The sequence below is a fragment of the Helicobacter fennelliae genome (genome assembly GCF_900451005.1).
GTDB lineage: Bacteria > Campylobacterota > Campylobacteria > Campylobacterales > Helicobacteraceae > Helicobacter_B > Helicobacter_B fennelliae.
Genome location: NZ_UGIB01000002.1, coordinates 1 through 26,508, shown reverse-complemented (window position 1 = coordinate 26,508; position 26,508 = coordinate 1). Strand labels below are relative to the sequence as shown.

Here is a 26,508-nt window from a genome sequence, read left to right as displayed (position 1 = left end):
GATTATCAATGAGTAAAATTTGGAGTGAATTCAAAAAATCTCCGATCTCTGCTATTGCTAAATGGCAGGATCAGAGATTTTTATGGATTCTTATGACTGTTGTATGTTTGGCATTGGTTGCGGTCGCACATTATGTGTTTCAAGACTATGGATATATGAAGCCTTGCGAGCAATGCGTGTATATTCGTTATGCGTTTGTCGTTATGGCAATAGGCGGAATTATCGTTGCTATCTATCCAAAAAATATTATCCTCAAAGTCATCGGATATGTTTTGGCATTTTATGGAGCGATTCGCGGGATTATGTATTCTGTAAAATTGAATAATATCCACCATGCAGCTCATAGCGATGATCCATTCCAAGAAGTGCAAGGCTGTTCTGCAGTTCCGCATTTTGACTTTGGATTGCCATTACATATTTGGTTTCCTGATTGGTTTAATCCAACTGGTGATTGCGGGTTTGATTACCCAACCGTTCCAGATGGTGTGGTGCTTGAAGGATTTAGAAAAGCATTTGTGGATTTCTATGAAGATGGCTGGTATCTAATCCCAAGTCAGCATTTTGGCAATATGGCACAATGTTGTTTGCTTGCCTATGTTGTATGCTTTGTGATTTTAGCTATTATGGCTATCAGCTGGATTATTGATTTCAGCAAAAAAACTAAAACTCACTAGTAGTTTCTTTTATAATCTTTCTTATTTGTGGATTTAGATTTTAGTTTGTAATGATTTTACCAATCTAAATCCGCAAGCTCTCACAAACTTATTTTTAAATTAAAGTAAGTGTAATTTCGTCATTCTGAAGGAGTAATGCAAAGCAAAACGACTAAAGAATCTAGAAACACAGAATTTAATGTGAATTCAGATTTTGTGTTTTACAAAATTACATCGTGTTGTTTTTATTTTGGCTTTTTATTAGTCTTCTTCTGGATTCTTCGGGTTTTGCCCTAAGACATGACAAAAAATCGGCATTGCGAGCCGATTTATCGGCGTGACAATCCATATCTTTCATTCTAGATTCCAAAATAGATTCTGGTTTGTTTTTTTGGATTTTTCACTTACGCTTAAGATGACAAAATAATTTGTTTTCTGGATTCTGCATTACTCCTTCAGAATGACAAAATAGCGATTTGTTTATCAAAAAAGACAGAATCTAAACACCACATTTATAACTTTATGCGCGATTACAAAACGCCACATATTCGCATCTTGCGCATTGTTTATAATCAGCCTTTTCAAAGTTCATCTCCGCGTGCGATTCTTGCAATGCACTTTGTATCTCCTCTTTGGCATTATGCAATGCTTCCTTGCTGATTGATTGAAACACATTGCTATCTCTCAAAAAAAACGCCCCAACCTCAATGTCTCTAGATTCTGCGCTAGATTCTAGATTTTGCGCCTCAAGCATCGTGTATAAGCCTAATTGCAGGCTTAAAAATCTTTGCGCTTCTTTATCGGTTTTAGGATATTTTTGGAATTTATAGTCAAAAATCTTTATGACTCCATTTTCAATGTCAATCCTATCAAATCGCCCCTTGACTCTCCTGCCTTCAATTACGCCCTCTTTTGCCACCTCACAGCCGATGACTTGAAAGCCATTTTGCGCCCTTTGCTTCTCATACTCCCAAAATCTCGCCATTTCAAAGCGATGAAACTCAAACAAAAACTCTTGGATTCTGCTTTGTGGCAGTATGTGCGCATAAAATTCTCTCTCAATCATCTCAATATCTTTTTGATAAAGCATTTGATTAAGGTGCGCTCCATAGGCTTCTTTGAGGCTATCGTGGATAGATTCTCCGATTTCTTGATTTGTATTTGGTGGTAGTGGTTTTTTGAGATTACACATATAGTAATAATAAAATTTGCGCTTACACTGCAAAAGCACCTTTAAGCTCGAATACGAAAACACAAAGCTAGAATCTATCGTATCAATGATTTCTTCTTCTTGATATGGCTTCATCGCTATTTGCTCAAAAAGCGCAAACCGCTCATCTCCATCAAATGTAGGAATACCAAGCTCATCAATCATACTTGCTGGATTCTCCTCATCATTTGCGCAATATGTCAATCGCGCCTTACTTGCTCGCAAAAAAAGCTGATAATAATAATGTTTTTGCAAATCCTGCCTATCTTTCATCGTAGGCATATCAAGGCTTTGACGCAATGCGCTATTTAAAAACATATCGCTATCTTTGACTTTTGGTATAGTGCTTGCATTAAAATCAACCACAAACACATACTCCAAATCAAGCCCCCGAGTCTCCAAAACCTCCATAACTCGAATCTGCCCACCACCCACATCATCAATACTTAGCTCTTTTATTTCTCTCAAAAAAAGCTCCACAAAATCTGCCCATTGAAGCTTTTGTATCTCTGCGTGTATTGGCTCATATTGCAGCAAAATCTCTTGGATTTTATGAAGGATTACAGATGGGATCTGATGTGAAATCTGAGATTGCGCAATGCATTGATTTATAAAGTCAAAATAAGATTCTGAAGAATCTATGGATTCTGCTTGACTTAATGTTTTTTCTAATACCATAAACCATTCAGAATCTACAATGCTTTTACCCATTGCATAGTTGAGATTGCGCGCAAGATCAAGCGTGTATAAAAAGTTTTGATAATCTTTTGATGGCAACACAACAGCAATTTTATCCGCATCTATGCCAGCTCCCAAAAGCTCTTGTATTTTTTCAAGCACATAGCTTGCTTGCGAGATACGCATACTAAAGCCAAAAGCCTTTATATCCAAAGCCTGCGGATATGCGCTTTGAGAAAGGATTGTTTTTGAAGCAAGGTCAATTTCGTAATTGTGATTTTCACAAAGGCTGATTCCTAGCCATTTGAAATGCTCCTTATTATATCGATCGATTTGAATGTGTAGAATAATTGACGTAATCTGCATGGCTTGCTGCAAAATAAAAATCTCTAATGGATTTAAAAACCCATCTAAAGCTATATGCACCTTAGAAAAAGCACGCAAAAACTCACTTACTATTTGTATCTCTGAAATTTTTGGTGTCGCGCAGAATTTGTATTCTTGAAGCTTTTGACTAAAGCGATCCCAAATCTGCTCTAGAATCTGCAAATGCTCGACATAATCCCCATAAATATCTTGAAGCGGAATCTGCTTTAAATCAACATTATGCAATGTAAGCTCTCGAAAAAATGAGATCAAAAAATCGCTACTTTCTAAATACCCCAAAAAACTATGCTCAAACACAAAAACATTTGTGATGTTTGGCATATCAGCGATAATATTACACAAAATGACTTTTTGGATATTGCGCGGAATAAGCATTCTATCAGGCACAAAAAATACATGAGCAAAAAAATCCCCTACACTCATAGCCCTTTCTATAGGAGTTTGCGGGGTTTGGACTTGTGCTTGAGTGTGCGGGGTTTGAGTGTGTGAATCTTGGGCGCGTAAGTGCAAATCTTGCGAGTTTGCAATGTCAGCACTACTGGCTTGTGGATTTTTGGCATAAAAATCAAGCACAAGCCTTTGGGTAGAAAAAACAAATAATTCAGAATCTACAAAATCTTGCATACTTTTTAAATTTGACTAAAGAATTTTTTGCTTCCCCACCAGCCAAACAATGACGCCAACCCAAAAAATAGCACAAATAACGCAATAAGCACACCAATAGTTAGCCCAGCAATTTTTGGATTAGCGATAAAAAGAAGCGCAATGATGATATTGAGAATCCCCAAAATCAGAATCCACACCCAATCAAGCCCTATTTTTTTGACTTCAAATGCATATCCGATGCCTAAAATCCCCTTAAATAAAGTCATAAATGCCACAAAATACACAAAAGTCAAAGAGGTAAATTCAAGCCCGCCAAAAATAAAAACAAGCGCAAACACAATGCTTAAAAGCCCATCAAGCAAGACAAAATTCGCACCTGATATGGATTTGATATTGAAATAATAAATTACATTGCTTATCCCACCGACAATCAAAAAAACCGGAAGTAAAAATACAAAACTCAAAAATGTCTCCATTGGCGTAAAGCACCCTATCACGCCAGCTACAATCATCATTACGCTAAAAAGCACCCAAAGTATGCTTCCAAAAGTTTTCATTATTGCTCCTTGAATTTATATTGAAATAAAAAGCATAATTGTATCTTAATGCATCTTAAGATTTTGCAAAATAGACAAAAATACTACACAATCCTAATCCATTTTGGAAGATATGCCAAAAGCCTATCTTGAATGATTAAAGATTCTGCCATATCACCGCTAAAAGTAATGATGTGTATATTTTCTTGCTTGCATATTTGAGTGATCGCTTGAGAAAGCACTTCACAAACACAGCTCACCGCACTATAAGCTACACCATTCATTTCTAATCCACCTAGCAAATAACTCAATGGCGTGCGCATAGCTTTGTCAATCTCTATACTGAAACTTGCACTTGCTACGCTTTCATTTGTATTTTCAATATTTTTATCTATATTTTCATTTATATTTTCGCGGACGCGTAGCTTGAAGTCAAATCGGCTGATATGCGGATACAAATAACTTTGAGCGGCATTCAAAAATTCTTTTTTGCATAATATGTCATATTGCCTAAAATCCTCACACATTTCACCCATAAAATCTTCATAAGATGTATCGCAATCTTTTCCACCTAATCCAACAAACATTTCATACATCACCCTAAATACATCGCTAAGATTCTGGCTTCGCCTAGAATCTAGCGCGCCATTGAGATTAATTTTTTGAGATTCTGCCCATTTGTGGTAGTTTTCTACAAGTCTTGCGCCAAGCTTATTTTTGCTACTGATTTGTTGAAGCAAAGCAAGCAGGTTTGATTCAAAATCAAGTGCCAAAAAATCCTTAGATTCTGTAATTTTAGATTCTGCTTGTGTGTAGATTCTTGTTTGAGATTTAGAATCTAAACAAATATGCAATATTTGCTCAAGTGGCTTATTCTTTGATGTATCAAGGGTAAATATATTTAATACTTTAGGTTTAGCATTATAGGCTGAAGTATTGTTTGGTGGCTCTTCTAAGTAGCCAAAGCTATCCCAAAAATTTGGCTCACTACAAGCGATACAGCCATGCCCAGCTTGGATTGGCCAGCTTGTTTTGGAATTAAATTTGACTTTTGGGCAGTTATTAAAAGTATAAGGTCCTTTGCAGCCTACTTTATACAAACAATATCCATTTTGCATATGTATATCATCAAAACTCTGCACAAAATCCCCAGAATCAAACCTTACTTTGCGCTCGCACATATCATGGAGACTTTTCCCATAACTCCACAAAGGACGATTGAGAGAATCTAATGGCGGATACTCTTGCATAAGAATATAATACATAATGCTTGCGACAATATTTGTATCACTTGGCGGACAGCCAGAGATATTGACAACCTTTTGCTCCAAAAATGTATCAAGCCCAACTGCATTTGTAGGATTAGGATAGGCAGCTTGCACCCCGCCAAAGCTAGAACAAGTCCCAACAGCAAAAATAGCTTCTGCTTTGCTTGCTAAATGCCTGCATTCTTGCTCGCCTGTTGTCCCTGATGCTCCAGAAGTAAAAAACAATGATGACTCGCCAAATGGCACACCGCCCTCAACAACCAAAATAAAATCCTCACTATCAAGCTTATCTAAAATATCTTTTGCCAAAAATCCCGCTGACCCCATTAATGTCTCATGGTATTCAAAGCGGATATATTTAAACATCAACGATCCTACATCGATTTTATCAAGACGCAATATACTCTCTGTGCAGCCACTACATTCTGCCAAATGAAGCCAAACAAGATTGCTTAAAGGCTTTTTTGAGAGGATATGGCTACAAAGTGCGAGATTATCTTTTGGAATACCAACCAAAGCGCATATAGAGCCAAGCCATTCCTCATCTATTTCGCGCGTAATGCCAGAATCTTGCAAGGATTGCAAATGCGAAGTGAGCTTGTGGGTTATGTATTCATTGCGTGTTTGATGTGTTATTTGATGTGTGTTTTGGTTTGTTATTTGCGCTGTTTCCATAGATTCTGAGTCTTTTCCTAGTCTTTTTCTAGTCTTTAGTTGGATTTAAGGTTGTTTCTCATTATTATATATGATTTGATAATCATTTGACGATGTAAGCATAATGATTCTATGCTTAAGATTATTTTTAATCTCTTATGAAGTTTTATTTTTTTATAATCCGCCTACAATTTTAACAAAAGGATGCACAATGGCACATAAAAAAATTATGGCTTCATTCACTTTATTTGGTCTAATGATAAGCGCAAATGCAGCTGATATTTCAATCAGCACTTATGGGAGACTCGGAGCGATTGGATCATTTGACTTTAGCGGCAGTAAAAGTAGCTATGCAGGGACTTTGGCACATCTTGGTGCGGATTTCTCTCTTACAAATGGCTTCAAATGGGGGCTTGGCGCAATCGGTGCTTGGGCAGCTTGGCAAGATAGCCGTTATGGGACAAATTCGACGCTTCCATATGAAGGCGGTGGCGATGCATCAGAAGCGTATGTAGGCTTCAAAAATAGACTTATTAGCTTTTATGCGGGACGATTTAAAAATGATTTTATGAAATTTGACTGGCTACAAGGCAATGTGCAAGGATTCTCATTGCGCTTCTCAACTTATGAGGATAAAGCATCTTATTGGATCACTTATGCCAACTCTTACCTCTACAATGGCAAACAACACAACTATATTCAAGGTGATAGAATTGCTGGCGATTTGACGACTTTATCGCCATTTAACCCTAACTCCAAAAACAGCTTAGTAGGCGGGGAAATCATCGCTCTTGGAATGGATTTTTCTATCAAGCACTTTTTGCTGAAACCATTTGCATTTATCAACACTGATGCACAAAAACGAGGTGCGCTATTTCAAGCTGGGCTAAAGGCTGGATTTAACTTCAATATCAGCAACGATTTTCTCTCAACAACAGTGCTTCAAGCAATGTATCAGTATTGGGATATTGTTCCAAATGGATCGGCTTCTTCTGTGCTTGTATGGGGTGATGAGACATTGCGCTACAAAAACTTCTTATTTGGTGCGGGTGTGCTAGGCATTATTGGTAATGAAAATTCTAGAATCTACGCTTTGAGTGATTCTTCTAAATTCTATGGCAGAACAATGTTTTCGCAATACTATGCTCCATATTTTAAAGGTGGCTCTTTGAGTGGATATGTCTTTGGTGGCTTTAGTATGAATAACAGAATCCGCGTCGATGGAATGGTGAGTTTTGGAAGCTATGCGGAATATTCTATTGTCTCTACATTTGGTATCTGGAAGCAAGACAATATGAAGCTTGATGTAGGTGTGGGCTATGCGTATGTCGATGCAAAATTACTCACAGGCAATGCACTTAATGCGTTTGTTAAATTCTCATATTAATTTAATTGAGACTTCATTTTAGATTCTCATTAATCCTCTGATACGAGAATCTAGCGCAAATTCCTTATGATTTTTACCTATGATTTTTTGTATTAACTTTTTGGTATAAATTTTTATTACTCTTTGCCGATATAATTCAAGTATGAGCTTAGTCTCTACTTCCACAAAAAGGATACTTATGAAAACAAAACTTTTAGGAAGCGTTATTTTAGCTTCGACAATCACAACTGCATCAAATGCTGATGTGCAGCTTTTTGGACATTTAGGTGTCCTTTATAATCAGGGCTTTGGTGATGTTAAAATCGCTGGAGATAATATAAATTATGGTGGTCTCACAGGGCATTTGGGCGTAGATATTGGCTCTTCAAATGTCGGATTTGGTGTTGGTGGCTGGGGAGGAACACAGCTTTGGGGCACTCAAGATTATGCAAAAAATTTCGTCTATGGCGATCAATACATTGATCTATCAGATTTGTATTTCCGCTATAATGGTCAGTTTGACTTTTATGCTGGTCGCTTTGATGGGCATTTCTTGAAAGCTGATTGGATAGATAATTACATTCAAGGTGTGGGCTTGAGCTGGAAGCTTGGTCAGAATTCTAACATTTGGGTAACTTGGGCAAATGACTACACAACTTATGGAGTATTGCCGGGTCGTATAGCAAGCGAGCTTCAAGCTTACAGAAGATTTCCTTCTAGCTTCAATAACTTTGGGGTTGGAGATTGGGATCTCATCGCTGGTGGTGCAAATTTAGATTTTGATATCTTGCAAATCGATCCATTTGTGCATTATTTCTTAGGCACACCAAATGCATGGAGAATTAATTATGGTGATGGAAACAACACTCTTCAAGCAGGAGCAAGAGCAGCACTTATGCTTGGTGGAAGTGGATTCAAATCAACCACAGCAGCGCGCTTTATGTGGCAAAACAATTATACTAACACTTTCCTTTTTTGGATTGATGAGGAACTACGATTCTCTGAGATCTTCAAGCTTGGTGCTGGTTGGTATATTGTAGGAAAAGATTCTGGAATCTACACTATCACCGATCATTCTCGATTCTACGGACGATACACTATACATAGCATGGGTTACTTTGGTGCAAACACAAACTCATGGTATGTATTTGGTGGTGTAGAACATAAGCGCGTAAAATTTGATGTATTGTATGCAGGCGGTGGCTATAATGAATTCTCAGCAGTAGCTTCTGTGCGTGTGCTTGATTATCAATTAGGCTTTATGAGAGAAGGTTTGGCTGTTGATGTGGGTGCTGGATATGTCGGTAATGGATTTGGCGACAACAACATTCAATACCACAATGCAATCGCATTTGCAAAACTTGTATTCTAAGTCTTGCCTCCCCTTATGGGGAGTTGTGTAAAAACATAAATTTTCCCTCTGCTTCTCCTAGAAAATCCGCGACAACTTGACACTTGATCTTAAAGAGCAAAAACAATCTCTCATCTTTTTTGTCTTCTAAACACTCAAAATTTCCCATACCTTTTGCCAAAATCAAATCCGCCTCATCATAGCTTTTTCTAGCCTGCGTATTTGCAAGATCATACAAAAACCCCGGAGATTCTACTCCAGAATCTAATACCTCACATATCGTAAATAGCTTAGAATCTGTTTGCGCTAAATCATCAAGTGTGATGTCATTGATAATTGGTTTTCCGCGTGTAAAATATGTGATTGTGAGATGTGGATAAAAGTGCTTGATAACTCGAATCAAAACCTCATCAAACTCATTCTCACCCGCATTATCTCCAATATATACAAGCTTTTTAGCCTGCCCTAATCTCTCCTTAAACGTCTCAAAATCAAACACCCCAAAATCAATCATATCAATATCAAATTCACAAGATTTGGCACCAAAAGTGTGAATATCAAATGGCTTCTGACTTCCATAATCAATCACATTACCCAAAACAGCCATTTTTACGCCCCATTCCAAATCATTCACAAAAGGAATGCTTGATAGAATCTGGCGCGCTGTGATAATGCTTTGTTTTTTGATTTTGGCGTATGGATCTTGATTATGGATTCTCTGTGTGATTTGTTTATAGATTTCAATAGCAAGCTTTGGAGGCGGGCAAGCAAGAGTAGTAGTAGAGGTAGGAATAAAATCAACTTTGCATTCCATATCAAAAAGTGCTAGAGTCTTGCACGCTTGATTATGCAAACATGTAAGACAATGTTGTGTGAGATTCATTTGTGAGCTCTGATGCTTGAACTATTATTGTGTATTATGTTTGGCTACCACCTGTGCCACTTCCTCCGGTATTATTTCCACCTGTATTACTGCCTCCCAAATCAGAAACACGTCCCCACATCAAACGATACTTTCGCTTCATAAATTCAAGCTCTTCGCGGGCGTGTTTAAGCTCTTCGCGCATTGTATCGATTGTTTTTTTATCATCATCATACACTTCTTGCATTGATATTAACGCTTCTTTTAAGAATCCATTTTCGTTTTTAAATGCCGCGATTGTCTCATCTTTTGCCATAACGACTTTTTCATGAAGCCCCATAATCGTATGAATCGTGCGCTCAACGAATACAGGATCATAAACCTGCCCATTGGCTTCAGCAGAAGTAAGCCCAGTTTGGACTCTGCTAATGAGCGCATTTGTGCTACTTTCAGCTTCAATATAAATTTCGCCATTTTCTTCTTTGCTTTTTATACTTCCATTTGCAATCATTTCATTGACTCTCTGCTCCTCAAGCCCAGAGATCTTAAGAAACTCATCAAATGCAACCCACGCACTATTTTTGTTTTCCATTATTTTACTCGCACCTCAATTTCTTGAGAATCTAATTCGACTTTTTTTGCTTTCATCACTCGATCTTCAAGCAATTTCCCAGCCAATTCTTCATTATTCAAACTCAGAATCTGCATAGCCAAATACGCAGCATTAATAGCACCCGCTTTTCCTATACTTACCGTTGCCACAGGCATTCCTGATGGCATTTGGACCGTGGATAAAAGCGCATCAAGCCCATCGAGCGCACCACTCATTAATGGAACGCCAATCACAGGCTTTGTTGTTTGCGATACGATTGCGCCAGCCAAATGCGCTGCCATTCCAGCTGCACCGATAAATACTTGCGCGCCTCTTATGCTTGCGTCCTTGATGTATTCTTTTGTCCGATCAGGGCTTCGATGAGCAGAGCTAATCAGCACTTCATAAGGCACATCAAATTTTTTAAGCACCTCAACACACTCGCTCATCACCTCAAAATCACTTTTACTTCCCATAACAATGCTTACAAAATCCATTCCGCTCTCCTATTGGCAGTTATAGCATTCTACCGATCTATTCATTACGCTTGATTCTTCATCTACACTTGGGCTCTCACTTCGCAAATAATATGTGGATTTGAGTCCTAGCTTCCATGCGAGCATATAGATGTCATTAAGCAGTTTTCCACTCACTTTATCAATCCTCATAAAAATATTTGTGCTTTGCCCTTGATCGATCCATTTTTGGCGCACAGCAGCCACTTTGATAATAGCAGTTTGATCCAAATTATAAGCTGAAGTATAAAAATTCCAAGTTTGTGCATCAAGCTCTGGCACCACCACAGGAATAAGCCCGCTTAGATTCTCCTCAAACCATTTGCGCTTATACACAGGCTCGATTGTCTGCGTTGTGCCCGCCAAAATACTAATCGAACTTGTTGGGGCAATAGCCATTAAATAGCCATTGCGTATTTTATTTTCTCTAACTCTTTTGCGTAATATATCCCAATCATAAACCTGACCAAAAAGCCCTCCCCTATCGACAAGACCTAATGCAGTCTTGTTTGCTAAATCAATAGGAAAAATCCCCTTGCTCCAATTTGAGCCTTCAAATTGCGGATAACTTCCTCTCTCAAGTGCCAAATCAGAGCTTGCTAAAATCGTATTATAGCTTATCATCTCCATAATCTCATCAATTTTTGCCAAATGCTCATCGCTTCCCCATTCTATGGATTGTGTCGCAAGCATTTGTGCCTCACCCATGACACCAAGCCCTATGGCGCGATTAAGCATATTCGTTACTTTGACTTTGCGATTTGGATAGAAATTAAGATCAATCACATTATCGAGCATACGCACTGCTATGGGTATCACGCGCTCTATATCTTCTTTTGTGTTGATTTTGCTAAGATTCACGCTTGCAAGATTACACACTGCAGTATAGCCACCTGTGTGGATTCTTGTTGTGATAAAAATTTGCTTTCCATTAAGCATATCAATGCTTGTAAGCTTATTGGCTTTTTTGGTGATGCCAATATCAGTTGTAACCATCTCCTCTTCTTCATAATACTCTTTTGTGCCATCGGTAAATTCTACTTCTACGCTTGAATGACTCGGAGCGGTGTTTTGAAAAATCTCTGTGCAAAGATTTGAGCTACGGATAATGCCCGCGTGCGCGTTTGGATTAGCGCGATTAGCAGAATCTTTAAAACACAAAAATGGCAAACCGGATTCAAAATAATTACTCAAAATCTTTTTCCATAAATCCTTAGCACTGATGTGATCTTTGATGATATTTGGATCATTTTCTAATTCCACATATCGCTTCTCAAATGCTTCGCCATAAAGTTCTGTAAGCTCTTTGCATTGATAAGGATCAAACAGCGTCCATAAGCCATTTTCTTCAACTCTTTTCATAAACAAATCACAAATCCAAAGCGCAGGAAAGAGATCATGAGTGCGTCGTCTCTCTTCACCAGAATTTTTACGCAAATCCACAAAATCATTGACATCTGTATGCCACACTTCAAGATAAGTAGCTATCGCGCCTTTGCGTGTGCCAAGCTGATCGACTGCGATTGCGACATCATTTGCGATTTTAAGAAATGGCACAACGCCACCGGCGGCATTTTTATATCCATCAATAAAACTTCCAAGCCCGCGCACTTGCGAATAATCCCAACCTATACCGCCACCATATTTACTCAAAAGTGCCATTTCCTTATACGCATCAAAGATTCCCTCGATATTATCAGGCGTGCTACCTACATAGCAAGAGCTTAATTGATGACGAGGCGTTCTTGCATTTGCCAATGTAGGAGTAGCACACACCACCTCAAACTTTGAGAGCAAATCATAAAATCGTATAGCCCATGTATTTGGATCTTGCTCGTTTTGTGCCAAAAACATCGCAATCGCCATAAACATATGCTGCGGAAGCTCAATTGGCTTATTGTCGCTATTTTTAAGCAAATACCGATCATAAAGAGTTTTGATACCAAGATAATTAAACTGCAAATCTCGATCTGGACAGATCTTAGAATTTAACAATTCTAAATCAAATTTTTCTTTTAATCCACGCACGATTTTCCCGGATTTTTCGCCAATTTCAAAATAATCTTTGAGATGTTTATAACCTGTAAAATTGCTGACTTTGTGATACAAATCATACAAAAACAAACGAGCCGCGACAAAAGTCCAATTTGGAGCTTCGATGTCGATTTTATCAACTGCTGTTTTGATGAGTGTTTGCTGGATTTCCTCAGAAGTGATTTTGTCTCTAAAATGTATTTTTGCATCAAGCTCTAGCTCGCTTTGATTCACGCCATGTAAGCCCTTCACTGCACTTGCAGTGTATTTTTGAATCTTAGTAATATCTAATGTCTCGATTCTTCCGCTTCTTTTGACTACAGTTATCATCTCCACTCCTTGTATATGACTTTTTTATTTATTGATAATGCACTCTAGATTCTTGGTTATGTTGTGTTTATTTCCTTGCTGCGCGTTTGCGTTCATTTGGATCTAAAAATTTCTTTCGAATACGAATAGAGGTAGGCGTAACTTCTAGAATCTCATCTTCTTCTATCCATTCTAATGCACGCTCTAATGTCAAATCTCGCGGTGGGACAAGCTTGATTGCTTCGTCCGCGCCGGAGGAACGCATATTTGTAAGATGTTTTGCTTTTATAGGATTCACATCTAAATCATTATCCCTGCTATGCTCGCCAATGACCATTCCCACATAAACTTTTGTCTGTGGGTTGATGAAAAGCACACCGCGCTCTTGGATATTAAAAAGTGAGAATCCTGTCGCTTCGCCTGATTCCATAGAGATGAGTGCGCCATTTTTGCGCGACTCTACACTTCCGCTATATGCGCGGAATTCTAAGAAGCTATGATTCATTATCCCCTCGCCCTTTGTATCTGTCAAAAACTCGCTCCTGTATCCTATGAGCCCACGCGCTGGAATCTCAAACTCTAAGCGCGTATATCCCTCGCCCATTGGATTCATCGCTTTCATCTCCGCCTTGCGTCTCCCTAGCCGCTCGATAATCGCCCCGCTAAAATCTTGGGGCGTGTCAATGACTAAATGCTCAAAAGGCTCGCATTTGACGCCATCAATCTCTTTGATAATCACTTCAGGGCGCGAAATGCTAAACTCAAAGCCCTCGCGGCGCAAGTTTTCAGCCAAAATCGTGATTTGCAGCTCGCCACGCCCACTTACGCGAAACTTACCCTCGCCCATTTCTTCACAGCGCATCGCAATATTTGTTTGCATTTCTTTTAATAGCCTATCTTTTATCTTATTGGCGGTTACATGCTTGCCTTCAGTGCCAGCTAGTGGGCTATCATTGACGGCAAAATACACACTCATCGTGGGCTCTTCTAAGTGCATTGGATCTAGTGGCATAGGATTTACAGGATCAACGATAGAATCCCCCACATCAATGGCATTAAAGCCCGCAATCGCGACAATATCGCCCGCCTCTGCCTCCTCGATTTCTGTGCGTGCTAGCCCTAGAAATCCTATGAGTTTGCTAATACGCCCGCTCTCTTTCTCGCCATCGCCCTTTGCTAGCATCACATTTGCGCCCTTTTTAATCACGCCATTAAACACGCGCGCAATGCCTATTTTGCCGACATAGTTATCATAGTCAAGTGTAAAAATCTGCATTTGCAAAGGATTCTCACTGCTTCCACTTGGCAATGGCACAGATTCTAAAATCGCCTCAAAAAGCGGCTCTAAGTCCTTTTTCTCATCTTCGAGATTCTTAATCGCGTAGCCATCGCGAGCGGCTGCATAAATCACAGGAAAATCAAGCTGAAAATCACTCGCACCCATTGCAACAAAAAGATCAAAGACTTCATCAACGACCCTATCAGGTTCAGCCGCAGGCTTATCGATTTTATTTACAACAACAATCGGGCGGATTCCAAAGCTTAGAGCCTTTTTGACGACAAATTTAGTCTGTGGCATTACGCCTTCTTGCGCATCGACAAGCAACAGCACGCCATCTACCATTTTTAACACGCGCTCCACCTCACCGCCAAAGTCCGCGTGCCCGGGCGTGTCGATGATGTTAATTTTTGTGCCTTTGTAGCGAATGGCAGTGTTTTTGGATAGAATCGTAATCCCGCGCTCACGCTCTAAATCATTACTATCCATCACACGCTCAGCGACTTCTTCGCGCTCACTAAAAGTGCCAGACTGGCGCAAAAGCCCATCAACTAAAGTTGTTTTACCATGATCAACATGCGCTATAACAGCTATATTTCGAATATCTTGCATTATAAGAATCTCTTTGTTTTAGGATTATTTTTAAAATTGAAATTGTATAATCTAAAGCTTAACGCTAACCTTAAAATCTCAAGTTTAATTTGTATCACTTTTTAAACTTTTTAACAATGGCAAAGACAATACATTGAATAATAAATATAAAGAAAATTGCAAGAAAAATAAGGGTAGAATCTAAAATTTGATATTTTTAGCATTTGGATTCTAGATGGATATAACAACAAACATAGCAATCAAACAAAGTCAGCACCACACACACAAAAGCACTACAATCATTACAAGCACCAGAATCGCACTTTGTGGCGCGATGATGTATTTTTGTAGCTTGATTTTTACAGGTTGTGCGACTGATTTAAGCAGTCTTAATACATTCTCAACATCATATTATGAGCACTCTCCACATAAAGCTTATGAGTTTGCCACAAAAAAAAGCAAAAACAACATAGATTTTCTATGGGCATTTCAAGCTGGCGTCAGCGCATATACAGCCGGCGAGAGACAAGCCAATGAGATTCTGGATAAAAGCGAAAAGATTTTTAATCATTTCGAATCAGAAGGGCTTCTTTCATCGGGGCTAGCGCAAACAGGTGCAACGCTTGTCAATGACAATGCAATGGCATATAGAGGCAATATTTATGAGGGTGTGTTTATCAACTACTACAAAGCCCTTGATAGAATGCTTTATCAAGATTTTAGCGGTGCTAGGGTTGAGTTTAACCGCGCAAATGATAGACAAAGAAGAGCCAAAGATTATTACACAAAGCAAATTATGCAGGCTATGGAAAACGAACAAGAGCGATACAATTCAAGCGATGCGACAAAAAACATCAAACAAGACAAATCGCAACTTGAGACAGAATCTATCCTCAAAGCCAAATACACAAATCTTGATAATTTCAAAGCTTTTGATACTTTTATCAATCCTGCTGTTTCTTATATGGCAGGATTATTTTTTGCGCTTCAGCAGGATTCTAAGGGGGTTGAATACCTCAAAGAAGCTTATGGTATCACGCATTCAAAAACTATCGGTGATGATATAGTGCATTTCACCTCTAGCCCGCAAGCACAACAAACACAATATTACACTTGGATTCTGCTTGAAGAGGGCAAACAAGCCCACAAAACAGAGCTTGAGTTTAATTTGCCAATCTGGACTACAAGCGGGCTTTATCACTTTGGTATCGCACTTCCGCAGATACATAATGGACTTAGTTTTTATCAACATTATGCACTACAAATCAGCCAAAAAGATATAATCAACGCGGATTTTATAATCTTTGAAGAGATCACAAATACCGATACAATCATCAGCACAGAATTTGAAAAACAACTTCGAGCGATCACCACACGATCTATCGTATCTGCATCAATCAAGCTTGCAGGGCAAGTCGGGCTTGCAAAAGGATTTGAACAAGTCAATCAATCCGCAGGGCTTTTAGCCTCGCTTGTTGGTAGCATTTACACAATGGCGACAACGCATGCGGATTTGCGTATAGCTAGCGTGCTTCCTCACAAAATCCTACTTGCCAAAATCCCAAGCACATTTAGCGCGCAAGAAGAGATTATATTTTTTGCGGATAATACGCCATTAGCCACGATAAAGTTTCATGACTGCGCCCCTACCCTAGAATCTAAAGCAGAATCCAAAATAAAATCCAAAGCAGAATCTAAGCACAAACAAGCCTATATGATGTGCCAAAACCAAAACAATATCCTCTACATTAGGCAGACAAAAAACAGCACTATTCTTAAAACGCTTTACCAAAAAAATGACTAAAACCATGCAAAAATAAATTATAATATGCCCTAAAATCTGGAATCTCAAGGACAAAAAATGACAAAAAAAATAACTATTTTTGGCTTGATACTTGGCGGAATCATCATTGTGGTTTTATGTGGGGTTTTGTTTTTTGGAAGCTATTTACTCAAAAAAAATATCCAAACCACGCTTGATTCATACGCACAAGAGTTACAACACTCTATACCTAATCTAAAGATCGCGCCATTTTCTTGTAGCGGATTTACAAGCATCACTTGCCAAAGCCCGCAAATCACCTTTTCTCATTATATCGAGCTTCAAGATTTTGAGATGAATATACAAAATCTTCATAGCAGCAATAAACTTGATTTTTCTTTTCAGTCCAAACTCGCACTATTTAATAATCAAAACAGCCAAAAAACTACAAACATAAACACTTTACTTAATATGTTTCTTATCTCTATGTCGCCAAATCTCAATCCCTCAACCCTCATCACACCAAACGCCTTTAAATGCACGATTAATAATGAATTTGCTAATCAAATAATCCACAATATCACGCAGTGTAATTTCACCGCACCACATATACAATACCTCCTCCAAGCCCGCACTGCACAAAATCTCAATACAAACCTCAAGCAACTCAAAGATGTCATACTTGAAAGCTATGAGCTCTATATGCAAAATCCACAAGAATTTAAAAACAACTTCAAATTGCAGTTTGATTCTGCGCGACTCACGCTCACACCGCAGAATCTAAAAGAGAGCATTTTTGAGCAAATCAAATCTCAAGATACAAATTTCACGCCTGATTTGTATGCCAAAAGTATAGAGTTTTCAAAAAATATCGCTTTGTATATGCTTGGTATATCTTTTAATCGTAGTGCATTTCCATTCAAGCAAGAAATACTCCAATCCATCGATGGCATCGCCAATATGCTTAATGCGCAAAATAATGGAATAGAATACACCCTCTCAAACACTTCAGGGCAATTTATCTCTCTGCTTGAGCTAGAATCTATGCTAGAAAAATACAACCTCTCAAATCTATCTCTGCAATACAAAGAGCTCCACAAAGAGCCTAAAGAGCCTCATAATGAGCCAAGAGCCGCGCAATGAATAAGACACACAATACAAACAATCTAAGAAATGACAAAAAAGGCAAAAAAGGCTTAGCGCGCTTATGGAATGCGTTTTTTTACTCCAAAGATGGACTTATCGCAGCCTTTAGAGATGAAGCAGGATTTCGCCAAGTTTGCTTGATAGCTTTGTGCTGTTTTGTGGGGGGATTTTACTTTGGGCAAGATTTTAGCCAAAAAATCCTCTTAGCACTGCCGGGGTTTTTGTGCGTGATTGTCGAACTTTTTAATACAGCCATCGAAAACGCAATCGACCACACAAGCCTAGAATCTCACCCGCTCGCCAAAAAAGCCAAAGATATGGGAAGTGCCGCGCAAATGCTAAGCATTATATTTGTAGGCATTGTGTGGGGAGTATTTATCTTAATGCAAATTTGGTGAGAATGATTAAGTAGAATCTAGATTCTATTTTCCATGTGATCTAACTCCTCTCTTTTTGCTTCTTTTTGCAGATTGCTTTGTTTGGCTTATCTTGTGTTATTTTGGCGACGCACGAAAAGTAGCGACTCACTTGGTTTTATCTTACGCCAAAGCTTTCAAAACTACAAAAATAAGCTAAAAATAGAGGATTTCTTACACGCTCGTTTGTGTTTGACATAGAATCTCGTCATTACTTGAGCGAGTGAAACGAACGAAGAATCCAGAAAAAATCGTCATTGCGAGGCTTCCGCTAGGAAGTCGTGGCAATCTATTTTTGCTAGATTGCTTCGTCCTATTGTCCTCGCAATGACGGGAGTGTAGGCTTGTCATTGCGAGCAAAATTGAAAATTTTGCGTGGCAATCTAGAATCTAAAAACAGATTCTAAAATCTAGAATCAAAGACTTAAAAATCAATGAGCCTTTGTATCAATAACAAGTAATGTATAATGCCCTGCTTGTTTTTTCTGCACAGAAGTGAGATTTTCTATAAACGTATCACTTGGATTTGAATTCTCAAGAATCACAAATAATCGCACATTTTCTTGTTTGTTTTTTACATCATCGAGAATCTTTTTTATATCAGATTCTGGTGAGCTTGCCCATTCTCCGCTTGAGATTTGCTCTTGGTGGTTGAGATTAAGGCGGAATTTATAATACAAAAATATACTAGTAACTGAATTATGCACCAACAAAATATCATTATCTGTAATATTATCTTTCGTATAAGCTACAAGTTCGCTTATTACAGGTCTTTGAAAGCTATTGTGAAATTTATATATTTTTATACCACAAACAATAAGCAAATAGAGAAAAATGCCCCCCATTTGCCTTAAAACAGGGCAAATGATAAGAAAAAGTAAAATTGATGTAACAAAATGTAATAATCTTGTAAGGTTTGAAAAATAAATATTTTGTGTAAGGGTAAAGTATAAAAAGTAAGTTGTCTAAAAAATACTAAGAAAGATAGTGGGGAACTTAGAATCTATGAGTGGGGTTTGTGGGGTGAGAGTAAAATCAAACTCATTAGAATCTGCAAACATAGCGCCATTAAAGTTATAGCCAAAATCAAGCCACAGAATCTGCTCATTTAATAGGGCTTTGTGAGTGGATTATCCAACGCATCACATACAAAAAAGGACTTGCAATACATAAGATAGTTATATTCCGGGCTTGTGTGAGGCGGATGCTCAGGGTCAAATCTATCTGCGGCTTGATTATACTCTTTAAAAACCTTGCGGATAGAATCTAGGGCATTTGTATCAAAAGATTCTAAATCTTTATGAATGATTATCATTTTAGATTCTAATCCGCATAAAGAACGCATTGCATAAATTTCTAAACCTATATCTTCATTTGTGTAAATGATGAAGTTATTTTGCAATTTTGATAAAAAGCTAAAGTATTCAAGGTAGGTTTGTGTCGTGCGTTTTGCTTTGTAAGACTTCGTGCTTTGTGTAGCTAAGTCAAGCTTGTAAAAAGCAGTGATAATTGTGGGGGGGGGGGTAAAACTCTTATTTTGCGACATAAGCTTAAAACCTTTATTTAAACTTTTTTTTGCCAAAATTTTTCACTCCTAAATTTTAATTCTCTTTTGAGACAATCCTATACCAATTTTGAGCAAGAAACTCCCTTGTAAGCACCAGAATAGAAGCGAGAATCAGGCTTGAAAAGAATACAAGAATAAATTTTGCTTTTGTAGAAGTCTGCACAATGGGTCTGTCTTCGATGTCTTCGATGTTGTATGTTAATAATCCCTTACTTGCAAAATCCAATTCTACCAAACGCCAATCTATGTTTTGTGATTTTGTAGCCAATGGTTTAGAATTGAGATAAAATTGCTGAATCTGAGATTTAAATGTCTTAAGAGAGCTATTGTTGTCTATGTTGAATACTATATCTTTGATACACTGCTTTGCATCGTTCAAGTTTTTAGCCTCAAATGAGAGTGAATACAAAGCAGGTATGGAAGGATTCTGCATAAGAGTAGAATAACACCTATTCATAGCACATATAGACTCCTTCTCTGCCCAAATATCATTCTCAATCTCTGTTGCACCATCACCATTTCCCACATGCTTATCCAAAGCACAATCAAGCTTATGCGATAGAGCAATCCACTTCTTCTTATGATATTCAAAACTCGGTGCAAGCATTGTGTGTAATTGCTGATTGGAAATAATTGGCTGATTGTTAAAGTTTTTGATACCAAAGTGCAATTTATAAACCTTAGGCTTAATACTTTTCTTTGATTGCTCTAACTCTTTATCCGCTTGCATATTCTCACTTTGAACCAAAGCCAAAGATTGGGAATCCACAGATGTTTTAAAAATCCACCAACACCCAAAGCAAAAAACAAGCAAAAAGCTTATCACAAACAATTTCCAACGCCTAACAAAAATTGACAATATCTCCCAAGAATCCAAATTTTTCATCACACTCCTTTAAAATAAATTAAAACAAAAAATAAAAAAATGGTCCAGCTATGTCATAATTCCAATACACCCTTGTATTTGTAATATCTCCAAAATAGGTTTTTACGCTAACTGTATTCCACAACATTAATAGTGCAAAAATCTGCAATAAAAATGGTTGCTTACGCATCGCCAAGAACATAAAATAACCAAAGGCAATCTCCATAAACAAGACACCCATACGAAGCGAAAAGTGATTACTTACACCAATTGACCCCCAATACACTAAAATAGAGCCAAAAATAACATATCGCCACTGCTTATGTGCTTTATCAACATAAAGATAGGTGAAACACATAAGCATAAAAGTAAGGACAAAATTTCGAGCTGTAATAGAGCTTCCATCAAGAGTAGAGCCAACAATATACGGTCCAATCTTCCCTTTTAAAGTATCAATAAAAATCGCGTGGTTTGGGAAATCTCAAAGGAATTTAATAATCTCATCAAAAAAATAAAACCCAAACATAAGCAACAAGCTTATCATCATTCCAATTTTTGGCTTTTTCATTAATAGCCAAACAAAAAGATAAAAACCTAATGCAGTTGTATGAAACAAAGTAGCAATAACAACATAAACAAGATGAAGTTTTAAACGCTTTTCTGTAAAAGCATAGAGTCAAAATACAGATGATAAGAGCTGTCTTATCACATTTCCAGCAAACCAGTAATGAAAAAACAAAAGACTTAAGGCCACACATAATGTCCTTTGTTTTGGAGCGATATGGAACATAGCATATACTTCAAGCCATATATAAAACAACAGCGCCGCAGTAAAAATATTAATTGCAATAAAAGTTGAACTACTAAGTTCTCCTAAAAATCTACTCAAAATAAGATAATACAAGGGCAAAGCTACTTCTAACCCAGCACCATAATCAAACAAAGCCTGAAAATTATTATTAAGCAGTTTTTCATATGTGTGATAATAGTTAATATAATCACTGTGTGGAATACAATCACCATTATAGATTGATGCAGAAAGAATAATACAAAGCGAAATAATGACACGAGATTTTTTTGTAAAAACAGAAGAAAAAACAATCAAAAAAAACCAGCAACACTTGCAATCATAGGTGAAAATGGCAAAATAACCCACGGAATAAGTGCCAAAATTAAGGGAAAAACATCAGTCTGTTTAATATTTTGTAAGCTCGATACACTGCCAATAGATAGATTATTCAAAGCAAGTCCTGTTTTTTTTTTTTTTTGATTAAGCCAAATCAAAAAAATTACAACAAAAGAGAAGTGCGGTTGTAATGTAGTTTTGCTTATGAATTACTTACATTTTATTATAAACAAAATCTTTATTTATCTTGGCTTTTCTACTCTCCAACTTAAACTTAACTAAATTCCACCCAAACCAAACAAGTAAGATTCTGTATCCTTAACTCACACATTAAACCTAAAGTGCATTATATCCCCATCTTGCACGATATATTCTTTCCCCTCAATCCGCATAGCCCCTGCTTCTTTTGCCTTTGCCTCTCCGCCATAGCGCACAAAATCCTCATAGCTAATCGTCTCAGCGCGTATAAAGCCTTTTTCAAAATCCTTATGTATCACGCTAGCAGCTTGCGGGGCTTTGTCGCCTTTTTTGATCGTCCAAGCACGCACTTCTTTCACCCCAGCTGTAAAATAACTTATCAGCCCAAGCTTTGCAAACCCTGTGCGAATGATTTGCTCCAATCCAGATTCTGCGCAACCCAAAGACTCCAAAAACTCTTTCCTCTCAATAGAATCTAACCCCACCATTTCCTCTTCAATTTTTGCGCAAAGCTTTATGACTTCAGCATTTTTGCTTTTCCCATATTCGCGCACTTTTTTTACATATTCATTATCTGATTCTAGATTCTTTTCATCGACATTTGCCCCATAAATCACCTCTTTGCCACTCAAAAATCGCAACTCTTTGTTTAAAGCCATAAACTCTTCACTCTCGCGCCCCAAAAAACTACTTGCAGGCTGATTTGTTTGCAAATGTGCCAAAAGAGATTGCGCGATTTCAAGTGCTTTATTTGCGCCTTTTTGTGCTTTAGATTCTCGCTCAAGACGTGCTATTTTTTTCTCAAGAGTCGCAATATCTGCTATAATGAGCTCTAGCTCGATGATTTCAATATCTCCGATAGGATCTATGCGTCCCTCGACATGCGTAATGTCAGAATCCTCAAAACAACGCACAATGTGTAATATCGCGTCTGCTTCTTTGATATTTGCCAAAAATTGATTCCCAAGTCCCTCGCCTTTGCTCGCGCCTCGCACAAGCCCTGCAATATCGACAAATTCTATTTGAGAGTGCAAAATCCGCTCAGGCTTTACAATCTTAGCAAGCTCATCTAAGCGAGAATCTGGCACTTCGACAACTGCTTTATTTGGCTCAATCGTGCAAAATGGATAATTTGCTGCTTGAGCATTTTGGGTTTTAGTGAGTGCGTTAAAGGTTGTTGATTTGCCTACATTTGGAAGTCCGACAATACCAATTGATAGCCCCATTATTTTTTGCCCTTTGTATTTGCAAAATCAAGATTTTGGATATAGTCCGTAATAAACGCCACTCCTGCGCGCACTCCCGCACCACTTGCTCCAAATGGATTTATATCCCATTCTTTTTCTACATAAGCTGGTCCGGCTATATCGATATGAAGCCATTTGTTTTTGAATTCATCTCTGATAAATTCTCCCAAAAACATTCCCGCGCTAATAGCACCACCATAGCGACTTGAGGCGACATTGCTTACATCTGCGATTTTAGATTCTATAAGCTTTTTGATATGGCGATTAAATGGCAATCTTGCAACAAGCTCTCCAGAATCTAGCGCGCTTGTCTCAAATGCTATTTTTAGTGATTCATCATAGCCCATGATTCCGCTTGTGTATTCTCCAAGCCCAACCACACAAGCCCCAGTGAGCGTAGCAAAATCAATCAAAACATCAGGCTTAAGATCTTGTGCATACGAGAGACAATCACAAAGCACCAAACGCCCCTCTGCATCAGTATTTCTCACTTCAATGCTTTTGCCTTCACGCGAGATAAGCACATCATCAGGCTTGTAAGCATTACCGCCAATCATATTTTCCGTAGCACCGATAATCCCATGCACTTCGACTTCTAGCCCTAAGCGACTGATCGCATTCATAATCCCAAGCACAGCGCAACCGCCGCTCTTATCTGCTTTCATCGTAACCATAAAATCAGCAGGCTTCAAACTCAATCCGCCACTATCATAAGTCAGCCCCTTTCCAACAAGCACGATTTTTGCCTTTGGCTGCTTTGGTTTGAAGCTAAGATGAATGAGTTTTGGCGATCGACTTGATGCGCGACTCACAGCCAGAAATGCGCCCATTTTTTCGCTTTTGAGATCTTTTTTGGTTAGAATCTTACATTGGATTTTGTTGGATTGTGCGATTTCTTTGGCTTTGTTTGCGAGATATTTTGGTGTGGCAATTTGTGGCGGGGTATTGACTAAATCGCGCGCTAGGTTTGTGGATTCTGCGAGGATATAGACTTTTTTGAGCCATTCTTGATTAGTAGTGTGTTTTTTGAAAAGATAAGTTTGTGTAGAGATGAAAAGCTCTTGAAGTGATTTTTCTTTGGTTTTAGATTTAAATTCTGTATAGCTATATTCGCTAAGCAACGCTCCTAGCGCAAATGCCGACATTTGAGAGTCATCACCATAGAATCCAATCTTTGCAGTTTTGAATGTATAATTTGCCAAAGTGCGGACAGCCAACGCTCCTGCCTCGCGCAAACAATCAGAATCTAACTTCTCAATAGGAATATAAAGCGTGCAATCACCCTGATCTAAGAACACAGACTGCGATGTAAAACCCCATTTTTTTAATGATTTGTGATTAATCCATTCGTGTTTGAGATTTTTATCAATCACCAAAACAACGCTCACATCGGCATCTATCTTTGTGAAATTCTCATTTTTTAGTGTTATTTGTAACATTATTTATCCTTTTAAATTATTTTGAAGTTTGTCAATTTTTTTATCGATTTTTTTGGTATGAGTCGAAAAATACCACAACACCCCGCCTAAAAACGCAAGTGCAAGTGCAATCAAAATATAAGGGTGCCCTTTAAACAAATGAAGCACATCAAGGATTTGCTCGCCAAAAAACCAAGCAAGCAAAATCGTTATCGCCGCCCAAATCCAAGCACTCAATAAATTAATACACGCAAATTTAAGCGCGCTATAACGCGTTATACCAATACTTATAGGAATAATTGTGCGCATACCATACATATAACGTTGCAAAAAAATAATAGGCCAGCCATATTTCTGAAGCAACAAATGAGCAAGAGCTAGTTTGCGCCTTTGCTTGCTGAGCTGTTTTTGGATATAGCCTTTGTTAAATCGCCCAATATAAAAATAAATCTGATCGCCAACAAACCCTCCAAGCCCTGCGACAAAAATAGCAAGTCCGACATTCATATGCCCAGTATGCGAAGCGATACCTGCAAAAATAAGCCCTAGCTCGCCCTCTAAAATGCTCCAACAAAATAAAATCAAATACCCCCAATCCTCCACATAAGTATCCCATACATTGACTATAAATTCTTCAAGCGAAAATTCAGAATTTCGCACAGAATAAAAAAGCCAGCCAACAAGGGCAATAAGTAAGATTCCGATAATAAATGATTTGAGATGAGCTTTGATAAATTGCATTAAATATCCAATATGTGAAATTGACTCACAGGTAATGTAACGCTACCACACTCCAAAAGTCGCAATAAAAAGCACGCCTCTATACATTCTCCGCCTGCTTTTTTGATAAGCTCTAAGCTTGCTTTTGCAGTGCCACCTGTGGCTAGCAAATCATCAATAAGCACAACGCACGCAGGCTTAAAATCAAAAGCATCGATATGGATTTCAAGCGTATCAGTGCCATACTCAAGCGCGTAATCTTGCGTGTAGGTTTTTGAAGGCAGTTTGCCCTTTTTGCGCACAGGCACAAACCCAACCCCAAGCGCATACGCCAAAGCTGAACCAAAAATAAACCCTCTAGATTCTATACCAACAATATGTGTGATATTGTGTTTTTCATAGCGATTTTTCAAAAACGAAATCACATTGCCAAATACTTCTGCATGCGCTAAAAGCGTTGTAATATCGCGAAATATAATGCCTTTTTTGGGATAGTCTAGAATCTGACGCAAATTTTGTTTGACTTGGGCTTGAAGTTGCTGTAATGTCTGCATTGTATGTCCTTTGTTTGCTTAAAGTAGAGCCTCGATTTTTTGCTCTAAATCTTTAATGCGCGTTTTGTATTTGTCTGTCTCGACACGATATTGAGAATTGCGTTGTTTGAGCGTTTTAATCTCATTACGCAAAGAATTTGTCTCTTGAGTCAAAATATCGATATTGCCTAATGCCCTCTGGAGCTGGAGCTGGTGCTTTTGGATAAGAATTTCTGCTTCTTGAAGTGTAAGCTTCATTGCGGCTGCGTTTTTTTCTTCTCGTTGGGCGACAGAGCGATAAAACATCGTTTTTGCAATCATATACAATATAAAGAGGACAAACATTGTTCCCAAAAACCACTTTAACACTAAATCCATTGTGTATCCTTATTCTTTCGATACAGAATCTAATTTCTTGATTCTGCATGTATGCCTTCCGCCCTCAAATGGCGTTTGGATAAAGGCTTCAAGCATAGATTCTACTTCGCCCTCGCCACTTACGCGCGCACCCAAGCACAGCACATTTGCGTCATTATGCGCTCTTGTCATTTTTGCCATATACGCGCTCGTGCATAATGCCGCTCGAATGCCCTCAAATCGATTTGCGCTCATACTCATA

The 26,508-nt window shown here is 38.2% G+C and carries 26 protein-coding genes; 6 read left to right on the top strand and 20 right to left on the bottom strand.

Annotated elements, in window-relative coordinates; translation table 11 throughout:
• The first annotated feature begins 8 nt into the window (after positions 1-8).
• Positions 9-674, top strand: coding sequence for a protein-disulfide oxidoreductase DsbI (gene dsbI, locus DY109_RS10430; protein ID WP_023946966.1), 666 nt, complete (start codon positions 9-11; stop codon positions 672-674).
• Positions 675-1,173: 499 nt separating this feature from the next.
• On the opposite strand, the gene DY109_RS10425 is transcribed toward dsbI, so the two are convergent.
• The 3 genes from DY109_RS10425 to DY109_RS10415 form a co-directional block, all read right to left on the bottom strand.
• Positions 1,174-3,552 carry a PD-(D/E)XK nuclease family protein gene (locus DY109_RS10425; protein ID WP_023946968.1) on the bottom strand — a complete coding sequence of 793 codons (2,379 nt, stop codon included), beginning with the start codon at positions 3,550-3,552 and terminating at the stop codon, positions 1,174-1,176.
• Between the two features lie 5 nt (positions 3,553-3,557).
• Positions 3,558-4,091 carry an HdeD family acid-resistance protein gene (locus tag DY109_RS10420; protein WP_023946970.1) on the bottom strand — a complete coding sequence of 178 codons (534 nt, stop codon included), beginning with the start codon at positions 4,089-4,091 and terminating at the stop codon, positions 3,558-3,560.
• Between the two features lie 83 nt (positions 4,092-4,174).
• Complete coding sequence (locus DY109_RS10415) at positions 4,175-6,013, bottom strand: hydrogenase small subunit (RefSeq protein WP_023946972.1); 1,839 nt, start codon at positions 6,011-6,013, stop codon at positions 4,175-4,177.
• 190 nt (positions 6,014-6,203) lie between these two features.
• Between DY109_RS10415 and DY109_RS10410 the strand changes: the two genes are divergently transcribed.
• Positions 6,204-7,379, top strand: coding sequence for a hypothetical protein (locus DY109_RS10410; protein ID WP_023946974.1), 1,176 nt, complete (start codon positions 6,204-6,206; stop codon positions 7,377-7,379).
• Positions 7,380-7,397: 18 nt separating this feature from the next.
• Here the strand turns inward: DY109_RS10410 and DY109_RS11630 are convergent, their stop codons facing one another.
• Positions 7,398-7,544 carry a hypothetical protein gene (locus DY109_RS11630; RefSeq protein WP_023946976.1) on the bottom strand — a complete coding sequence of 49 codons (147 nt, stop codon included), beginning with the start codon at positions 7,542-7,544 and terminating at the stop codon, positions 7,398-7,400.
• Between the two features lie 13 nt (positions 7,545-7,557).
• Between DY109_RS11630 and DY109_RS10405 the strand changes: the two genes are divergently transcribed.
• Positions 7,558-8,730, top strand: a complete 1,173-nt coding sequence (locus DY109_RS10405; protein ID WP_023946978.1) for a hypothetical protein — start codon at positions 7,558-7,560, stop codon at positions 8,728-8,730.
• Positions 8,731-8,743: 13 nt separating this feature from the next.
• On the opposite strand, the gene DY109_RS10400 is transcribed toward DY109_RS10405, so the two are convergent.
• The 5 genes from DY109_RS10400 to typA form a co-directional block, all read right to left on the bottom strand.
• Positions 8,744-9,592: a damage-control phosphatase ARMT1 family protein gene (locus DY109_RS10400; protein WP_023946980.1), complete on the bottom strand. Its 849-nt coding sequence runs from the start codon at positions 9,590-9,592 to the stop codon at positions 8,744-8,746.
• Positions 9,593-9,626: 34 nt separating this feature from the next.
• Positions 9,627-10,163 (bottom strand): DUF3972 domain-containing protein, encoded by a 537-nt coding sequence (locus tag DY109_RS10395; RefSeq protein ID WP_023946982.1) that lies wholly within the window; start codon positions 10,161-10,163, stop codon positions 9,627-9,629.
• Entirely contained in the window at positions 10,163-10,660 is a 498-nt protein-coding gene (gene purE / locus DY109_RS10390) for a 5-(carboxyamino)imidazole ribonucleotide mutase (RefSeq protein WP_023946984.1), read from the bottom strand. The genes DY109_RS10395 and purE overlap by 1 nt, the downstream gene beginning before the upstream one ends.
• A 9-nt stretch (positions 10,661-10,669) precedes the next feature.
• Positions 10,670-13,042 carry a ribonucleoside-diphosphate reductase subunit alpha gene (locus tag DY109_RS10385; RefSeq protein WP_023946986.1) on the bottom strand — a complete coding sequence of 791 codons (2,373 nt, stop codon included), beginning with the start codon at positions 13,040-13,042 and terminating at the stop codon, positions 10,670-10,672.
• 67 nt (positions 13,043-13,109) lie between these two features.
• Complete coding sequence (gene typA / locus DY109_RS10380) at positions 13,110-14,912, bottom strand: translational GTPase TypA (RefSeq protein ID WP_023946988.1); 1,803 nt, start codon at positions 14,910-14,912, stop codon at positions 13,110-13,112.
• 214 nt (positions 14,913-15,126) lie between these two features.
• Between typA and DY109_RS10375 the strand changes: the two genes are divergently transcribed.
• Genes DY109_RS10375 through DY109_RS10365 form a run of 3 tightly spaced genes read left to right on the top strand, consistent with a single transcriptional unit; the run spans position 15,127 to position 18,197 of the window.
• Complete coding sequence (locus tag DY109_RS10375; RefSeq protein ID WP_023946990.1) at positions 15,127-16,695, top strand: COG3014 family protein; 1,569 nt, start codon at positions 15,127-15,129, stop codon at positions 16,693-16,695.
• Positions 16,696-16,752: 57 nt separating this feature from the next.
• Positions 16,753-17,796: a hypothetical protein gene (locus DY109_RS10370; protein WP_023946992.1), complete on the top strand. Its 1,044-nt coding sequence runs from the start codon at positions 16,753-16,755 to the stop codon at positions 17,794-17,796.
• Complete coding sequence (locus DY109_RS10365) at positions 17,793-18,197, top strand: diacylglycerol kinase (RefSeq protein WP_023946994.1); 405 nt, start codon at positions 17,793-17,795, stop codon at positions 18,195-18,197. The genes DY109_RS10370 and DY109_RS10365 overlap by 4 nt, the downstream gene beginning before the upstream one ends.
• Before the next feature lie 192 nt (positions 18,198-18,389).
• On the opposite strand, the gene DY109_RS11625 is transcribed toward DY109_RS10365, so the two are convergent.
• The 11 genes from DY109_RS11625 to DY109_RS10310 all read right to left on the bottom strand — a co-directional run.
• A complete protein-coding gene (locus tag DY109_RS11625; protein WP_158413009.1) occupies positions 18,390-18,566 on the bottom strand; it encodes a hypothetical protein in 177 nt (58 codons plus the stop codon).
• Between the two features lie 80 nt (positions 18,567-18,646).
• Positions 18,647-19,060, bottom strand: a complete 414-nt coding sequence (locus DY109_RS10360) for a hypothetical protein (RefSeq protein ID WP_112058456.1) — start codon at positions 19,058-19,060, stop codon at positions 18,647-18,649.
• 263 nt (positions 19,061-19,323) lie between these two features.
• Positions 19,324-19,761: a WlaTC/HtrL family glycosyltransferase gene (locus DY109_RS10355; RefSeq protein WP_147291196.1), complete on the bottom strand. Its 438-nt coding sequence runs from the start codon at positions 19,759-19,761 to the stop codon at positions 19,324-19,326.
• Positions 19,762-19,816: 55 nt separating this feature from the next.
• Positions 19,817-20,668 (bottom strand): hypothetical protein, encoded by an 852-nt coding sequence (locus DY109_RS10350; protein ID WP_023949864.1) that lies wholly within the window; start codon positions 20,666-20,668, stop codon positions 19,817-19,819.
• A 655-nt stretch (positions 20,669-21,323) separates the two neighbouring features.
• Positions 21,324-21,752, bottom strand: coding sequence for a hypothetical protein (locus DY109_RS10340; protein ID WP_147291195.1), 429 nt, complete (start codon positions 21,750-21,752; stop codon positions 21,324-21,326).
• A gap of 344 nt (positions 21,753-22,096) precedes the next feature.
• Entirely contained in the window at positions 22,097-23,197 is a 1,101-nt protein-coding gene (gene ychF, locus DY109_RS10335) for a redox-regulated ATPase YchF (protein ID WP_023949859.1), read from the bottom strand.
• Positions 23,197-24,657, bottom strand: a complete 1,461-nt coding sequence (locus DY109_RS10330; RefSeq protein ID WP_023949858.1) for a leucyl aminopeptidase — start codon at positions 24,655-24,657, stop codon at positions 23,197-23,199. The genes ychF and DY109_RS10330 overlap by 1 nt, the downstream gene beginning before the upstream one ends.
• A gap of 3 nt (positions 24,658-24,660) precedes the next feature.
• On the bottom strand, positions 24,661-25,377 hold the full coding sequence (locus tag DY109_RS10325; RefSeq protein WP_023949857.1) for a DedA family protein: 717 nt from the start codon (positions 25,375-25,377) through the stop codon (positions 24,661-24,663).
• The gene (gene apt / locus DY109_RS10320; RefSeq protein ID WP_023949856.1) at positions 25,377-25,910 is read right to left on the bottom strand and encodes an adenine phosphoribosyltransferase; all 534 of its coding nucleotides are present in this window, start codon (positions 25,908-25,910) and stop codon (positions 25,377-25,379) included. The genes DY109_RS10325 and apt overlap by 1 nt, the downstream gene beginning before the upstream one ends.
• Before the next feature lie 18 nt (positions 25,911-25,928).
• Complete coding sequence (locus DY109_RS10315) at positions 25,929-26,267, bottom strand: hypothetical protein (RefSeq protein ID WP_023949855.1); 339 nt, start codon at positions 26,265-26,267, stop codon at positions 25,929-25,931.
• A 9-nt stretch (positions 26,268-26,276) separates the two neighbouring features.
• On the bottom strand, positions 26,277-26,508 hold a 232-nt coding region (locus DY109_RS10310), incomplete at its 5' end, for an RpiB/LacA/LacB family sugar-phosphate isomerase (RefSeq protein ID WP_115737891.1).

What these genes read in the sequence shown, in the direction of transcription:
- dsbI (WP_023946966.1), top strand. Translation starts at nt 9, where the DNA reads ATGAGTAAAATTTGGAGTGAATTCAAAAAATCTCCGATCTCTGCTATT.
- DY109_RS10425 (WP_023946968.1), bottom strand. Translation starts at nt 3,552, where the DNA reads ATGCAAGATTTTGTAGATTCTGAATTATTTGTTTTTTCTACCCAAAGG.
- DY109_RS10420 (WP_023946970.1), bottom strand. Translation starts at nt 4,091, where the DNA reads ATGAAAACTTTTGGAAGCATACTTTGGGTGCTTTTTAGCGTAATGATG.
- DY109_RS10415 (WP_023946972.1), bottom strand. Translation starts at nt 6,013, where the DNA reads ATGGAAACAGCGCAAATAACAAACCAAAACACACATCAAATAACACAT.
- DY109_RS10410 (WP_023946974.1), top strand. Translation starts at nt 6,204, where the DNA reads ATGGCACATAAAAAAATTATGGCTTCATTCACTTTATTTGGTCTAATG.
- DY109_RS10405 (WP_023946978.1), top strand. Translation starts at nt 7,558, where the DNA reads ATGAAAACAAAACTTTTAGGAAGCGTTATTTTAGCTTCGACAATCACA.
- DY109_RS10400 (WP_023946980.1), bottom strand. Translation starts at nt 9,592, where the DNA reads ATGAATCTCACACAACATTGTCTTACATGTTTGCATAATCAAGCGTGC.
- DY109_RS10395 (WP_023946982.1), bottom strand. Translation starts at nt 10,163, where the DNA reads ATGGAAAACAAAAATAGTGCGTGGGTTGCATTTGATGAGTTTCTTAAG.
- purE (WP_023946984.1), bottom strand. Translation starts at nt 10,660, where the DNA reads ATGGATTTTGTAAGCATTGTTATGGGAAGTAAAAGTGATTTTGAGGTG.
- DY109_RS10385 (WP_023946986.1), bottom strand. Translation starts at nt 13,042, where the DNA reads ATGATAACTGTAGTCAAAAGAAGCGGAAGAATCGAGACATTAGATATT.
- typA (WP_023946988.1), bottom strand. Translation starts at nt 14,912, where the DNA reads ATGCAAGATATTCGAAATATAGCTGTTATAGCGCATGTTGATCATGGT.
- DY109_RS10375 (WP_023946990.1), top strand. Translation starts at nt 15,127, where the DNA reads ATGGATATAACAACAAACATAGCAATCAAACAAAGTCAGCACCACACA.
- DY109_RS10370 (WP_023946992.1), top strand. Translation starts at nt 16,753, where the DNA reads ATGACAAAAAAAATAACTATTTTTGGCTTGATACTTGGCGGAATCATC.
- DY109_RS10365 (WP_023946994.1), top strand. Translation starts at nt 17,793, where the DNA reads ATGAATAAGACACACAATACAAACAATCTAAGAAATGACAAAAAAGGC.
- DY109_RS11625 (WP_158413009.1), bottom strand. Translation starts at nt 18,566, where the DNA reads ATGACAAGCCTACACTCCCGTCATTGCGAGGACAATAGGACGAAGCAA.
- DY109_RS10360 (WP_112058456.1), bottom strand. Translation starts at nt 19,060, where the DNA reads ATGGGGGGCATTTTTCTCTATTTGCTTATTGTTTGTGGTATAAAAATA.
- DY109_RS10355 (WP_147291196.1), bottom strand. Translation starts at nt 19,761, where the DNA reads ATGTCGCAAAATAAGAGTTTTACCCCCCCCCCCACAATTATCACTGCT.
- DY109_RS10350 (WP_023949864.1), bottom strand. Translation starts at nt 20,668, where the DNA reads ATGAAAAATTTGGATTCTTGGGAGATATTGTCAATTTTTGTTAGGCGT.
- ychF (WP_023949859.1), bottom strand. Translation starts at nt 23,197, where the DNA reads ATGGGGCTATCAATTGGTATTGTCGGACTTCCAAATGTAGGCAAATCA.
- DY109_RS10330 (WP_023949858.1), bottom strand. Translation starts at nt 24,657, where the DNA reads ATGTTACAAATAACACTAAAAAATGAGAATTTCACAAAGATAGATGCC.
- DY109_RS10325 (WP_023949857.1), bottom strand. Translation starts at nt 25,377, where the DNA reads ATGCAATTTATCAAAGCTCATCTCAAATCATTTATTATCGGAATCTTA.
- apt (WP_023949856.1), bottom strand. Translation starts at nt 25,910, where the DNA reads ATGCAGACATTACAGCAACTTCAAGCCCAAGTCAAACAAAATTTGCGT.
- DY109_RS10315 (WP_023949855.1), bottom strand. Translation starts at nt 26,267, where the DNA reads ATGGATTTAGTGTTAAAGTGGTTTTTGGGAACAATGTTTGTCCTCTTT.